A 13,186-nucleotide genomic window follows, 5' to 3' on the forward strand; every position below is an offset into this window, starting at 1 on the left:
CGGCGATGGGTACCGGAACTCCCGTGCTGACGCCTGGAGACGGGGGCGCCGGGCCGGCGGTCCCGGTCGGGACGCGCGGCCCCACGGTGCAGACGCTGGCGACGGGCGAGGTCTTCGCCGCGCTGGATGCTTCGCCGCGGGGACTGGCGTCGGCGGACGCGGCGGCACGGCGGGACCGGTTCGGGCCCAACGAACTGCCGCCCGCAGGGCGACGAGGGCTGTGGCGAGACCTGGTCGGCCAGTTCACCGACCTCTTCGCCGTCGTGCTGCTCGTCGCATCGGCGATCACGTTCCTGGCCTACGGGCTTCAGAAGCCACAGGACGTGGGAACCCTGCAACTGGCCGTGGCGATCCTCGGTGTGGTGGTGCTGAACGCGGCCATCGGGTTCGCGCAGGAGTACTCCGCCGAGCGGACGGCAGAATCGCTGCAGGCCATGGTGCCGCACACCTGCCGGGTGCTCCGCGACGGGGAGCGGCGAGAGCTGCCCGCGCGTGACCTGGTGCCCGGAGACGTCGTCGTCCTGGAGGCCGGGGACGCGGTGTCAGCGGACTGCCGCCTCGTGGAGGCACACGAGGTCTCCGTCAACAACGCGGCACTGACCGGGGAGAGCAACGCCGTCGGCCGTACGGCCGACCCGGTGGCGGCCGGGCCGGTGCTGCAGGCCCGCAACTGCGTGTTCATGGGCACCGATGTCGTGGCGGGCGCCGCGAAGGCGGTGGTTTTCGCCACCGGAGCGGCGACCGAATTCGGAGGGATCTTCCGGCTCGCAGCCGCAGCGCCGCGGCAGAAGACTCCGCTGCAGCGTCAGGTGGCCTCGATGGCCCGCAGGGTGGCGGGAACCGCGCTGGCGATCGGGGCCGCTCTGTTCGCGGTGCGCGCGCCCACCGGGCAGCCGTTCGTCGAGACCTTCGTGTTCGCACTCGGGGTCATGGTCGCGCTCGTCCCCGAGGGCCTTCCCGCGACCCTGTCGGTGTCGCTGGCGATCGGCGTGCGGCGCATGGCCCGTCGGCACGCCCTGGTCAAACAGCTGCTCGCCGTGGAAGCGCTGGGGTCCACCACCGTCGTGTGCACGGACAAGACAGGGACACTCACCCAGGCCGAGATGACCGTCGTGCAGGTGTGGGCCGGCGGTGTGCCGCACGCCGTCTCCGGGGTGGGGTACGCGCCTGAGGGCGACGTGGCCGACCCGCAGCCGGTGCGCGGGCTGCTGCGGGCAGCGGCACTGTGCTGCAATGCCCGGCTGATCCCTCCGTCGGATCGCCAGGGCTGGCGGGTGCTCGGCGACACCACTGAGGGCGCGCTGCTCGTGGCTGCGGCGAAGGCCGGACTCGACCTTGCCGCTGAGGAAGCGGCGACGCCGCGCGTGGCGGAGTACCCCTTCGATTCGCTCCGCAAGCTGATGAGCACCGTGCACCGTGACACCGCCGACGGCTACCACGCGTACGTCAAAGGCGCACCGCAGGAGCTGATGGCGCGCTGTACCAGCATCGACTGGAGGGGAGAGCGGCGGCCTCTGACCGATGAGCTACGTGCCGCTGTCACCACCGCGAACGACGAGCTGGCCTCTCAGGGGCTACGCGTGCTGGCGTCGGCATGGCGGCCCGTATCAGGCTCCCGCCCTGTCCAGGACGAGGTCGAGTCGGAGCTGACGCTCCTGGGGCTCGTGGGCATGCTCGACCCACCACGGCCCGAGGTCAGCGACGCGGTCACCGCCTGCCGACGGGCCGGTATCCGTGTCGTCATGGTCACCGGGGACCACCCGCTGACCGCTGAGGCCGTCGCCCGCCGGGTCGGCATCGTCTCCCGGCCCGCGCCCACCATGGTGACCGGGGCACGGCTCGACGCTCTGGACAACGACGGCCTGGACACACTGCTGGCCGCGCCGGGCGAGCTGCTGCTGTGCCGAGTCAGCCCCGAGCACAAGATGCGGGTCGTCACCGCGCTGCAGCGACGCGGCGAGGTCGTCGCGGTCACCGGTGACGGCGCCAACGACGCACCCGCCCTCAAGCACGCCGACATCGGCGTCGCGATGGGCGCCTCCGGCACCGATGTCGCCCGGGAGGCCGCGGTGATGGTGCTACTGGACGACTCGTTCGCCTCCATCGCCGCAGCGGTGAGGCTCGGACGATCGGTCTACCAGAACATCCGCAAGTTCCTGGTCTACCTCTTCAGCCACAACATCGCCGAGCTCGTCCCGATCCTGGCCGCGACCTTGGCCGGATTCCCGCTGGTCCCGATCACCGCCGTACAGATCCTCGCGATCGACCTCGGCTCCGACGTCCTGCCCGCCCTGGCACTGGGCGCCGAGCCGCCGGAACCCGACGTGATGGATCGGCCGCCGCGCTCCCGGCGGGAACAGCTGTTCTCAACCGCCGTGATGGGACGGATCCTGTTCCTGGGCGGCATCCAGGCCCTCGGAGTGTGTGCCGTGTTCTTCTGGCACATCCACGCCTCCGGAATCCCGTACTCCGACTTCACCAAGGACAACACCGTCTATCGCGAGGCGATCACGATGGTGCAGGCCGGGATCGTGGTCAGCCAGTTCTTCAACGCCCTCGCGGTGCGCACTGACCGGCAGAGCGTGTTCAGGATCGGCCTGCTGTCCAACCCGTGGCTGCTGGCCGCCGGATGCTTCGGAATCTCCCTGATGGCGGCGATCAGTTACCTGCCCCCGCTCCAGGCCCTCTTCAACACCGCTCCACTGGCCGCCACCGACTGGGCAGTCCTCGCCGGTTTCGGGGCGCTGCTGCTGGCCTCGGAGGAAACCCGTAAGTGGTGGCTGCGCCGCCGCCGGCCGACGAGTCCGAAAGGAGAAGCACGATGAGAGTGATCATCGCGGGCTGCGGCCGGGTGGGGTCCACGCTCGCGGTCCAGCTCGTCGCCGAAGGCCACGACGTACGGCTCATCGATCGCTCGGCCAGGACCCGCAGGCGGCTCCCAGCCGGTTTCCCGGGCCACTTCCACGAGGGCAACGGATTCAGCCGCGCGGTGCTCGAGGCCGCCGGAATCGAACACGCGGACGCGTTCGTCGCCGTCACCTCGGGCGACAACAGCAACATCGTCAGTGCGCGGACGGCCAAGGAGATCTACCGGGTGCCGATCGTCCTGGCCCGCATCTACGATCCACGCCGCGCCGACATCTACCGCGAACTCGGCATCCCAACCATCGCCAGCGTCCGCTGGACGGTCCACCAGATCCACCAGATGCTGCTGCACCGCCACCTCACACCAGAACTCACCTTCGGCAACGGCGAGACCCTCCTCTACCGCTCCGAACTGCCGGCCTATCTGACCGGGCGGCCGCTGGCCGAGTTCGAGGTCGACGGCGAGATCCGCGTCGTCGAGGTCACCCGCGCGGGCCGCTCCCTGATCCCCGCGCACAGCACGCCCGCGCGGGCGGGCGACCTGGTCACCTTCGCCGTTGCCGCCACCGCGCTCGGCAGGCTGCGCGGCTTCCTCGACAAGGAGCTGGGCACGTGAACGTGATCATCGCCGGAGCAGGACGGCTCGGCACCCAGATCGCCCAGGTGCTCGCCGCCGCCCACAACGAGGTGACGCTGATCGACGCCGACGACGACCGCGTCGCCGACCTGGAAGGGCGCATCCCGGTGCGGCTCATCGCCGGGGACGCCTGCGAGCCGGCGCTCCTGGAACACGCCGGCGCCCTGACCGCCGACCTCGTCATCGCCACCACCGGGGACGACGAGGACAACCTCGTCATCAGCCTGCTCGCCAAACGCCAGTTCGCCGTGGACCGCGTCGCCGCCCGCGTCAACGACGCCGACAACGCCTGGCTGTTCGACGGACGCTGGGGCGTGGACGTCGCCGTCCCTGCCGCCACCCCGCTGATCTCCCTCATCGAAGAGGCCACCGGCGCCACCGACACCGTCGCCCTGCTGCGGCTCAGCAAGGCGGGCGTCGACGTCATCGAAACGGCCATCACAGCGGAGTCCAGGACGGCCGGACTCGTCCTGGGCGACGTCCGGTTGCCCGAGGGGACGGTCGTCGCCACAATCGTCCGCGACGGACAACCCACCGTGCCTGATCCGGCGCTCCGGCTCCGACCCGGTGACGAGATCCTGCTCGTCTCGCACAACGCGAACGAGCAGGAGATCCACGCGGCATTCCAGTGACCGCCGGACACGGAACCACCGGGGCGCTCACCGCTCGGCGGTCCGAGCTGCCCACCGCCGCCGGATACCGTCCTCGTGCTCGGCCTGCTCCAGGGAGAGGTCGGCCCGGTCGAGCGCCTCCCGCAGACGCGGAATCCAGTGGCGCCGCAGGGCACGGACCCGGTGCCGGGTGCTGATGACCTCCGCTCCCATGCGCTCGGCGGCGGCATGGGCGACGGCGTACTCGGCGGCGGCGCGCAGGGCACGGCCGTACACCGCTTCGGCGTGTACGAGCGCCGTGTTGGTGGGCGCGGCGGAGGTGGGAGGACGGTTCCGTACCGCCACGGAGGCAGCCGCCGGGCGGCGTACTCCCATGGAACTGATCCAGCGCACCGTGATCTCGGCGGGGCCGATGCCGGCAGCGGCCGCGTCGAGGGCCTGTTCGCCGCTGAGGAGCAGGCCCCGCAGCAGCCAGGTCTCGGCCTCGGAGAGAAGGTCACGCCATGCGCGGTCGGCCGACTTCTCCGCGTGCAGCAGACGCTGGTGTTCGGAGCTGAGGATGCGGAGCTTCCTCTCCAGGAGGTCGGCTCCGCGCTCGGCGACATCGAGGCTGCGACGCAGCCGCAGTCGTCCGGCACGGCCGGGCGGCGTACGACGGGCACTGGTCATCGGGACGCCTCCTCGTCACGGTCGCCGAGATCGCCCCGGTCGTCGAGATCGCCCCGGTCGTCGAGACGGTCGAGGTCCTTCGCCCCGTGGGCGTCGAGGAGCTCGCCGGGGAGCATGGAGAGCTGGCCGCGGGGCAGAGTGAGCAGGGCCCGCCAGCCGCGTTCCAGCGAGGCGTCGAGGCTGCGTGACTCGTCACGGCGCTGGTCGGCGAAGTCCCGCAGGAACGCCTCGTCGAAGTCGAGGTAGCGGCGGTCGGTGGGGCTCAGCGCCGCCTGGCCGACCAGGTCCGCGAGATCACGGACCTGCCGGGCTCGCGCGAGGGCGGCGAGCAGCTGGGCGGCGACGTCGAGGTGGTCGTCGCGGGTACGGCCCGGGCCTGCGCCTTTACGCATCAGCCGGGAAAGGGAGGACAGGGCGTCCAGCGGCGGGTACACGCCCCGCGCGTGGGTCTGAGGCGAGAGCACGATCTGTCCCTCGGTGATGTAGCCGGTCAGGTCGGGTACGGGATGCGTGATGTCACCCGCGGGCATGGTGAGCACCGGCAGCACGGTCACCGAGCCGGGCCGCCCGCGGATGCGTCCGCAGCGTTCGTACAGGGAGGCCAGGTCGCTGTAGAGGTAACCGGGATAGGCGCGGCGGGCGGGGATCTCCCCGCGGGCGGCGGAGACCTCGCGCAGCGCCTCGGCGTACGTCGTCATGTCGGTCATGACGACCAGGACGTGCCGTCCCTCGGAGAAGGCGAGGTGCTCGGCGACGGTGAGCGCGATGCGAGGGGTGAGGATCCGTTCGATCACCGGATCGTCGGCGGTGTTCAGCAGCAGGACCAGTTCCCCGGCCGCGGACCGTTCCTCCAGGACGTCGCGTACGAAGGAGGCGTCGGCGTGGGTCAGCCCCATGCCCGCGAAGACGACGCTGAACGCCTCTCCGCCGACGGTGGCCTGCGCGGCGATCTGGGCGGCCAGTTCGAGATGCGGCAGCCCGGCCACCGAGAACACCGGCAGTTTCTGCCCCCGTACCAGCGTGGTCAGGGCGTCGATGGCCCCGACGCCGGTGAGCACCGGCTCGGACGGCGGCTCACGCCGGACCGGATTGACGGGGGCGCCGCCCACCTCGGCCTGGTGGGAGCCGAATATGGGTGGCCCGTCGTCGACGGGAGCCCCGCGTCCGTTGCAGACGCGGCCGAGCCAGTCCGTGCCGACCGGGACGCGCAGCGGGCTGCCCGAGAAGACCGCGCGGACGCCCTGCGGATCCATGCCCGCGGTGCCCTCCAGCACCTGCACGACCGCCAGGCCGCGGTCGGCGTCCAGCACCACGCCGTGGCGCCGTTCGCCCGAGGCGAGGGTGATGTGCGCGTACTCGTCCCAGCCGACCCCCGAGACCCCCTCGACGATCGCGAGCGGCCCCCGGAGTTCGCGCACCGCTGTGTACTCGATTCCGCCGGAGAGGCTCATGACCGCACTTCTCCCAGCCTGGAGAGCATGGCGTCGCGCCGTGCCGCCACCCCGGTGGCGTCGTGCGGGCCGGTGTCCTCCCGGGCGCGCAGCAGCGGGCCGAAGTCGATCTCCTCGACCGTCGCCGCCGGAACACCGGAGTCCACCAGTTCCCGGCAGCGGTCGACGACCGCCAGGACGGCGTCGGCCAGTGCGGCCGTCTTCTCCGGCCCGCAGTACGCGTCCCGCTCCGACAGCGCACTCTGCTGCAGCACACCCTCCCGCACCAGCCTGCCCGCGAGCACGCTGATCCGCTCCCGCGGCGGAAGGGCGGCGATCCCGATCAGGTCCACCAGGTCGGCCAGCCGGTCGGCCTCCGCCAGTGCCGCACCCACCCGGTCGCGGTGCCGGGACCACGCCGCATCTCCGGCCGCCCGGTGTCCGGCAGCCAGCACGGGGACGTCCCGGGAGAAGGACCCCGCCCAGGAGAGGGCCGGGTAGTGGCGGGCGTAGGCGAGGTCGCGGTCCAGGGTCCACAGGCAGCGGACGAAGCGCTCGGTGTGGGCCGTGACCGGTTCGGTCATGTCGCCGCCGGGCGGTGACACCGCGCCGATCACGGTCACCGAGCCCCGGTCACCGCCGAGCGTGGCCACGGCGGCGGCCCGCTCGTAGAAGGCCGCGATGGCCGAGGCCAGTCCGGCCGGGTAGCCCTCCTCGGCGGGCAGCGCGCCGGTGCGGGAGGCGAACTCGCGTAGTGCCTCGGCCCATCGGGAGGTCGAGTCGGCGATGACCACCACGTCCAGGCCCATGTCACGGAAGTACTCGGCGACCGTCACCCCCGTGTGGACACTGGCCTCGCGCGCCATCATCGGCATGTTGGAGGTGTTCGCGATCGTCACCGTGCGGTCCGCCAGGCGTCCGCCCGTCCGCGGGTCCTGCAGCTCCGACAACTCGGTGATGACGTCTGCCATCTCGTTGCCGCGCTCGCCGCAGCCGACGTAGACGATGACGTCCGCGTCGCACCACTTGGCGATCTGCTGGAGCAGCACCGTCTTGCCGGTGCCGAAGCCACCGGGCACCGCGACCGTGCTGCCCCGGGCCACAGGGAAGAGCAGGTCGACCACCCGTTGACCGGTGTTGAGGGCCTCGTGGGTGTCGACGCGCTCCCGCACGGGGCGGGGCCTGCGCACCGGCCACAGGGCGCCCAGCCCGACTTCGGTGCCGCCCACCACAGCCACGACGGCGTCCTGCGAGTAGCCGGCGGGGCCGGCGATCTCCGTCACCGTGCCCCCGCAGCCGGGTGGCACCAGGACCTTCACCCGTACCGGACCCGCGTCACGGACCTCCCCGAGCGCCTGCCCCTCGGCGAGTTCCTCGCCCTCCGCCGCCAGGGGGGAGAAGGACCAGGTGCGTTCCCCGGTCGCGGTCCGCCGCGTGTCCGGCAGCAGCCAGTCGCCGGCACCGGACAGTGGGCGCAGCAGCCCGTCGAAGATCCCGCCGAGCAGTTGCGGACCGAGCCGCACCGAGAGCGGGCGGCCCTGCGGAAGCGCGGCCTGTCCCGGGGCGAGCCCGCCTGTGTACTCGTACGCCTGGACGGTGACCACGTCACCGCTGATGGCCACGACCTCGCCGGGCAGTCCGGCGGGGCCGATCGAGACCAGGTCGTACATCGCGGTGCCGCCCGCGTACTCCATCTCGACCAGCGGTCCGGTGACGCGCAGGATCCGGGAGGCGGGCTGCCGGGCGACAGGCGGGCGGTCCGTCCCGGTGGACTCCGTCACGGCTCCCACAGGCTGCGCACCTCCGCTCCCATCCTGTCCAGGGCACGCTCGGCCAACGCGGGCAGCGACAGGTCGGCCCGCCGGCCCCGTACCTGGGCCACCACGCCCCCGTCGGCGTGCTCGATCACCTCGGCGCCGGGGCCGAGGAGCAGCCGGGCCCGCTGTTCCAGCCGCTCCCGAAGAGACGCGTAGTCCTCGGCCCGGCGCAGTTCCCGGACCCGTTCGGCTGCCTCGCGGCGCAGGTCCTCGTACGGTTTCCGCCGAGCGGAGAGTATGCGGCACCTGGCCTCGCGCCGTGCCCTGACCGTGAGGTCACGGGCGGCGTCCGCGCCGTCGGCCTCGCCCTGCCGCCGGGCGTCGTCGAGTATCGCCCGGGCCTCGGCACGGGCCTGGTCCAGCCGGGCGGCGGCCTCTCGCTCGGCGCGGGCCAGAAGCGCGTCCGCATCTGCGTGAGCGGCTCGCAGCAGCTCGGCCCGGACCGGGTCGAGCGCGTCCGTCGTCCGGTCGGGAGCTCGGGATGTCATGGCGGCATCACGGTGGTCAGCCGGCGGCGGCCTGTGGGCAGTCCGGGGTCCTGCTCCAGTGCCTCGGCCGCGGCAGGGGTGAGGATCACCAGGTCGACGCCGTCCGGCAGGCTCCGCCAGCCCCGGCGTACGGCCTCGGGGTCGTCGGCGACGAGCACGACCGCTCCGGCCAGGGCGAGACCGGCGACACGGGCCCGCTCTCCGAGGGCGGCGACGCGTCCCATGGTCATGCCTTCCCGATCAGGATGACCGCGACGACCAGCCCGTAGATGGCGATGCCTTCGGCCAGGCCGACGATGACCATGGCCCGGCCGAACAGTTCGGGCCGTTCGCTGAGCGCCGCGAGCGCGGCGGCGCCGGTGTAGGCGACGGCGATTCCGGCGCCGATCGTCGACCCGGCCACCGCGATCGCGGCGCCGATCAGGGCGGCGGAGCCGGAACCCGAGTCCTGGGCGGCCGTGGACGCGGCCTGGGCGGATCCGCCGCCGAACGCCAGGGTCAGCACCACGGTGGCGGCCACCAAGAGCACGGCGTCGGCGGCGACCATCCACCACAGGGCCGTCCGGCCCGAGCGCCGCAGTACCAGGCGGGCGGCGACGAACCCCGCCGCGATGACGGGCAGGGCCAGAAACCAGGTGATCACGAGTGCTCCTCCCTCGCCGGACCGAGCCGGGCGATCTGCCCCGCCGCGGTTTCTCCCGAGGCGGGCGGCTCGGCGTCGGCGGCCAACCCCTCGACGGGCTCGGCGGGCTCGGCGGGCTCGGCGGGCAGATGCCAGGGTCTGAACGGACGCCCCTCCCCCTCGAAGAGCCGGGAGAAGAGTTCGTAGTACTCCAGGCGCAGGGCCTGGACGCCGGCCACCAGCGCCTCCAGCGCGAACGTCAGGGCGTTACCGGCGAGGAACACCACCAGTGCGGCGGCGACACCGACCGGCCCCCGGCCCGCCAGAGCCGTCGTGCCGTCCCAGACGATCGCGCCGAGCGCTGCATGGGTCAGCCCGAAGGCCGCGAGCCGCGCGAAGGACACGACGTTGGAACCGATGCGGACCACCGCGTCCAGGAGCTGAATGCCTGTCTGCACGACACCGCCCGGACCGCCCGCCGTGGTCGCGTACAGCCCCGCTGCGACGAGGGCCAGGCCGACGACGGCGATCACGGCCCCCGCGGCGGCGTACGCCGGCCGGTCGAACCACACGCATCCGGCGACCCCGGCGAGACCGAGGTAGAGCGCGGCTCCGGCGACACCGGTCGTCGCGAACAGAGCCGAGGCCGGTCCGCCCTCCCGCCACCGGTTCACGATTCCTGCGGCATAGGCGAAGGCCAGGAGCACGGCGCCGAGCAACACGGCGGCGGCCAGCAGCCGCATGGGCTCCTCCAGCGGCGCCAGCCACAGCACGGGCAGCACTCCGGTCGGGCCGAAGAACTCGCCGTACGCCACCCCGGCCAGGGTGGCGGCCAGTCCGGCCCCGGCGACGAAAGGCCACAGCGGGCGCAGCGCCGCCAGTCGGCGCGGTCGGCCGGCGCGCAGCAGCAGGGCCAGGGCGACGAGCAGCAGCCCGTGCCCGGCATCGCCGAACATCACGCCGAACATCACCGCGTAGACGATCCCCGCCGGCAGGGTGGGATCGAGGTCGGCGTAGGGCACGGTGCCGTACGTGCTGACCAGAGGTGTGAAGGAGCGGCGCACCGTTCTCGCCGGGCGCGCCGGCGATCCGGTGTCCGCTCCGGTCAGCAAAGTCGGCGGATCGACGCCGCGCGGGGCCCTCAGTACCACCAGCGCGCCCCCGGCGCCGGCGATGCGCGCCGCCGTCGCGCCCACCTCGGCCTCGGGGCACCAGCCGGCCAGGGCGGCGGCTTCGCCGCGCCGGACCGCGCTGCCGAGTCGTTCCTCCAGTTGCGCCTCACCCGCCAACAGGTCCGTCCGGCCCTCGCGCTCCAGGGCATCCAGGTCGGGGGAAGCCTCGCTGAGAAGCGGTGGTGCCGGCTCGGTGCGCAGCCGCCGCAGTCGCGTCGCCGCGGGTCTGCGGACTTCCGGCCCGCCGTCCCCGGCCAGGTCGATCTCGACGCAGCCCGCCTCGGCGATCCGGACCAGGCTCACCCGCAGCGCCTTCTCAGGGGCCACGACGGCCACTCGGCGCATCCTGACCGGAACCGCTGGCTCAGCCCGAGGCATCGAGCACCTCCGTGGGCCAGTCCCCGGGGCCGCCACCCCGGGCGGCCAGTTCCAGCGCGCCTCGCGTCCGCCACGCGTCGGCGGACAGCAGTGCCACAGCCCCCACGACCGGCTGGGAACCGAAGCGCGCCCGACGCAACAGCTCACGGCCGTCCCGCTCGACCGCGCCCCACCACCGGGCCTCCGCCCGCCACAGGTCCGCCGCCTCTTCGATGTCCTCCAGCAGCCAGCCGGCGGTGGCCGGCAACGCCTGCCGGAAATCGGCGTACGATCCCGCACCCACCGCTCGCACGCCGAGTAGGCGGGCCGCCCGGCGGGCGGAAACGTCCGGCATCCGGCGGCCGACGACGAAGACCTCGCGGCCGAAGAGCAGTGCGAGCCGGGCTGCCGCCCAGCGCGCCGCCTCGGGAACGGCGGCGGCGAGCCGTACGGCGGCGGAGACCCGCATACCGGTGGCGATCGCGGCCGCCGAGTCGCCCCCTGGGTCGCCCCAAGCGGAGGCCGCCAGCGCGGTGTGCAGTTCCGACGGCGAACGAGCGCGGGAGAGCCGCGTCCAGGCGATTGCCAACGCGCCGAGGCGGTAGGGCGGGGGATGGAGGCCCTCCGTGCCCAGCTGTCGTGGGTCGGCCGCGAGTTCGCTCAGATGGTGCTCGGTGTTGGAGATTTCGAATCCCGCGGCGAGTGTCCGGACGGCGTCCGCGCCGGTGGCCGGCTGCCAGCCGGCGAGGACCCGGAGATGCCACAGAAGGGTCGCCGAGACCGCACGCTGGGCTTCGGCGGGCGTGACGCCCGGGGTGACATCGTGCCGGTACGGGGTGGCCGCCAAGTAGCGCAGAGCGTCGTCGAGTTCGCCGGACGCCGCCACCTGCCCGGTGCCCTCGGCACCCAAGCACCTGGTCCGCAGAGCCCGCGCCCGGGTCACACCCGCCACCCACCCCGCCCCCATCAGGAAGCACCTCCCCGTGGCCTCCCGGAGTCCTGAGCCCGGTGACCTCCCTCCGGCGGCATGGTCGACGCCTCGTCCGCCGCGAGGTCCTCCAGCACCAGGGCGAGCACCCGGTCGACGAGCGCGGGTGCCCGGCTCTTGGCGCGGTCGCGTACGGCGACCGCCTCGCGTTCCGCCTCGGCGAGCAGTGCCTCAGCCTCGTCCTCGGCCGCGCGCAGCACCTGCTCGGCGGTGCGCGCCCGTACCTGCCGGGCCTCCTCGTGCGCCGCGGCCACGATCGTCTCTGCCTGCCCTTCGGCGTCGCGCCGGCGCGATGCGGCGGCCGCGTCGGCCCGTTCGCGCACGCTCCGGGCTTCCGCCTCAGTCTGTTCGAGCAGGGCCAGTGGCGGTGTGAGTTCCGCATGGAGTTCGGCGGAACGGTCCGCGGGGACACCACCCGGTGCGGCGCGGCCGGGCGACGCCGCCGGCCGGAACCGCGTCAGAAAGTCCCGGAAACCCGTCACACGCTCTCCTCCAGGTGGGCCAAGGCCCCGCTTCCCAGTCTCCCCGGTGGGCGACGGCCTGTCGCGTCGCGCTCGGCCGCCTGTCCCCAGGCGGGGCCCTTCGACCCAGAGGCCGCACCGGTCGATAGATGCGAAACTGAGCCCATAGGTGAACGGCGTCCCCAGGAGGCAGCCGTGAGCGACTTCGAGCACAGCTCGGCGGAGAAAGAAGCCCGCCGCACCATGCCAGGCCGCCCCTGGACACCCCGGGAGGAACCGCGCCAGGACGCACTGCGCCGCTACCTCGGGGCAATCGCCGGCGCCGCGTCGGCGAGGAGCACCGAGGAGTCCGAGCGCCCTCACGGCGGGGAACATGCCGAGCCGCCCGCCACCGCCGCACCCGGACCGCCCGCCGCGGAACCGGCCGTACTCCGTGTACGGGACGTGATGCGGGTGCCGGCGGCCTCCGTGGCCGGGGACACGCCGTTCCTGGACGTGGCCCACACGCTGGCCCGTGAGCAGGTGAGCGCCCTGCCAGTGGTCGACTCCGACGACCACGTGATCGGTGTCGTCTCGGAGACGGACCTGCTGGCCAAGGCCGCCGTGATGGCGGAGCCTCGTCGGCACGGAGCTGTCGGCAGGCTGTGGCAGCACCGCCTGTACGACAAGAGCCACGGCGACTCGGCCGCCACTTTGATGACCTTCCCGCCTGTCACGGTCCACCCTGAGCAGAGGGTGGCGGACGCGGCGTGGACCGCCGCGCACGGCCGGTTGAAGCGCCTCCCCGTGACCGACCATCACGGTCGGCTCGTCGGTGTGGTGAGCCGGGAGGATCTGCTGCGTGCCCTGATCCGGGACGACACCGAGATCCTCGCCGAGGTCGAGTCTCTGGTCGGCCGGCACCTGCTGGACCCGCGCGCTGTCGAAGTCACCGTGGAGCACGGCGTGGTGACCGTGGCGGGGAAAGTCAAGGAAGCAGACAACGCACTCGTCCCCGAACTGTTCGCCTCTGTGCGGGACATCGACGACGTGGTGGGTGTCATCGACAACACTGAAGCGGTCTGAGCCG

Annotated in this window: 13 protein-coding genes; 4 read left to right on the plus strand and 9 right to left on the minus strand. The window is 73.0% G+C overall.

The window, feature by feature from the left end:
- Window positions 1–23 precede the first annotated feature (23 nt).
- From QA861_RS04490 to QA861_RS04500, 3 genes are read left to right on the plus strand one after another with little or no spacing between them, the layout of a single operon-like run.
- Window positions 24–2,825 (plus strand): cation-translocating P-type ATPase, encoded by a 2,802-nt coding sequence (locus tag QA861_RS04490; protein WP_334586880.1) that lies wholly within the window; start codon window positions 24–26, stop codon window positions 2,823–2,825.
- Entirely contained in the window at window positions 2,822–3,481 is a 660-nt protein-coding gene (locus QA861_RS04495; protein WP_334586882.1) for a potassium channel family protein, read from the plus strand. Before QA861_RS04490 ends, QA861_RS04495 begins: the two co-directional genes overlap by 4 nt.
- Window positions 3,478–4,134, plus strand: a complete 657-nt coding sequence (locus tag QA861_RS04500; protein ID WP_334586883.1) for a potassium channel family protein — start codon at window positions 3,478–3,480, stop codon at window positions 4,132–4,134. Before QA861_RS04495 ends, QA861_RS04500 begins: the two co-directional genes overlap by 4 nt.
- Before the next feature lie 27 nt (window positions 4,135–4,161).
- On the opposite strand, the gene QA861_RS04505 is transcribed toward QA861_RS04500, so the two are convergent.
- The 9 genes from QA861_RS04505 to QA861_RS04545 are packed head-to-tail and all read right to left on the minus strand — an operon-like array spanning window position 4,162 to window position 12,138.
- Window positions 4,162–4,782, minus strand: a complete 621-nt coding sequence (locus QA861_RS04505; RefSeq protein ID WP_334586884.1) for a V-type ATP synthase subunit D — start codon at window positions 4,780–4,782, stop codon at window positions 4,162–4,164.
- Window positions 4,779–6,233 carry a V-type ATP synthase subunit B gene (locus QA861_RS04510; RefSeq protein WP_334586885.1) on the minus strand — a complete coding sequence of 485 codons (1,455 nt, stop codon included), beginning with the start codon at window positions 6,231–6,233 and terminating at the stop codon, window positions 4,779–4,781. The genes QA861_RS04505 and QA861_RS04510 overlap by 4 nt, the downstream gene beginning before the upstream one ends.
- The gene (locus QA861_RS04515) at window positions 6,230–8,002 is read right to left on the minus strand and encodes a V-type ATP synthase subunit A (protein ID WP_334586887.1); all 1,773 of its coding nucleotides are present in this window, start codon (window positions 8,000–8,002) and stop codon (window positions 6,230–6,232) included. The genes QA861_RS04510 and QA861_RS04515 overlap by 4 nt, the downstream gene beginning before the upstream one ends.
- Window positions 7,990–8,517: a hypothetical protein gene (locus tag QA861_RS04520; RefSeq protein WP_334586888.1), complete on the minus strand. Its 528-nt coding sequence runs from the start codon at window positions 8,515–8,517 to the stop codon at window positions 7,990–7,992. The genes QA861_RS04515 and QA861_RS04520 overlap by 13 nt, the downstream gene beginning before the upstream one ends.
- Window positions 8,514–8,747, minus strand: coding sequence for a hypothetical protein (locus tag QA861_RS04525; protein WP_334586889.1), 234 nt, complete (start codon window positions 8,745–8,747; stop codon window positions 8,514–8,516). The genes QA861_RS04520 and QA861_RS04525 overlap by 4 nt, the downstream gene beginning before the upstream one ends.
- On the minus strand, window positions 8,744–9,160 hold the full coding sequence (locus QA861_RS04530; RefSeq protein WP_334586890.1) for an ATP synthase subunit C: 417 nt from the start codon (window positions 9,158–9,160) through the stop codon (window positions 8,744–8,746). Before QA861_RS04530 ends, QA861_RS04525 begins: the two co-directional genes overlap by 4 nt.
- The gene (locus tag QA861_RS04535; RefSeq protein WP_334586892.1) at window positions 9,157–10,656 is read right to left on the minus strand and encodes a V-type ATPase 116kDa subunit family protein; all 1,500 of its coding nucleotides are present in this window, start codon (window positions 10,654–10,656) and stop codon (window positions 9,157–9,159) included. Before QA861_RS04535 ends, QA861_RS04530 begins: the two co-directional genes overlap by 4 nt.
- A gap of 19 nt (window positions 10,657–10,675) precedes the next feature.
- Window positions 10,676–11,578, minus strand: a complete 903-nt coding sequence (locus QA861_RS04540) for a hypothetical protein (protein ID WP_334586893.1) — start codon at window positions 11,576–11,578, stop codon at window positions 10,676–10,678.
- Between the two features lie 56 nt (window positions 11,579–11,634).
- Window positions 11,635–12,138 (minus strand): hypothetical protein, encoded by a 504-nt coding sequence (locus tag QA861_RS04545; protein ID WP_334586894.1) that lies wholly within the window; start codon window positions 12,136–12,138, stop codon window positions 11,635–11,637.
- Between the two features lie 174 nt (window positions 12,139–12,312).
- On the opposite strand from QA861_RS04545, the gene QA861_RS04550 reads away from it, so the two are divergent.
- Complete coding sequence (locus QA861_RS04550) at window positions 12,313–13,182, plus strand: CBS domain-containing protein (protein ID WP_334586895.1); 870 nt, start codon at window positions 12,313–12,315, stop codon at window positions 13,180–13,182.
- The last annotated feature ends 4 nt before the right edge of the window (window positions 13,183–13,186 follow it).

The sequence above is a fragment of the Streptomyces sp. B21-083 genome (genome assembly GCF_036898825.1).
Taxonomy (GTDB): domain Bacteria; phylum Actinomycetota; class Actinomycetes; order Streptomycetales; family Streptomycetaceae; genus Streptomyces.

What these genes read in the sequence shown, in the direction of transcription:
- QA861_RS04535 (WP_334586892.1), bottom strand. Translation starts at nt 10,656, where the DNA reads ATGCGCCGAGTGGCCGTCGTGGCCCCTGAGAAGGCGCTGCGGGTGAGC.
- QA861_RS04505 (WP_334586884.1), bottom strand. Translation starts at nt 4,782, where the DNA reads ATGACCAGTGCCCGTCGTACGCCGCCCGGCCGTGCCGGACGACTGCGG.
- QA861_RS04525 (WP_334586889.1), bottom strand. Translation starts at nt 8,747, where the DNA reads ATGACCATGGGACGCGTCGCCGCCCTCGGAGAGCGGGCCCGTGTCGCC.
- QA861_RS04510 (WP_334586885.1), bottom strand. Translation starts at nt 6,233, where the DNA reads ATGAGCCTCTCCGGCGGAATCGAGTACACAGCGGTGCGCGAACTCCGG.
- QA861_RS04520 (WP_334586888.1), bottom strand. Translation starts at nt 8,517, where the DNA reads ATGACATCCCGAGCTCCCGACCGGACGACGGACGCGCTCGACCCGGTC.
- QA861_RS04495 (WP_334586882.1), top strand. Translation starts at nt 2,822, where the DNA reads ATGAGAGTGATCATCGCGGGCTGCGGCCGGGTGGGGTCCACGCTCGCG.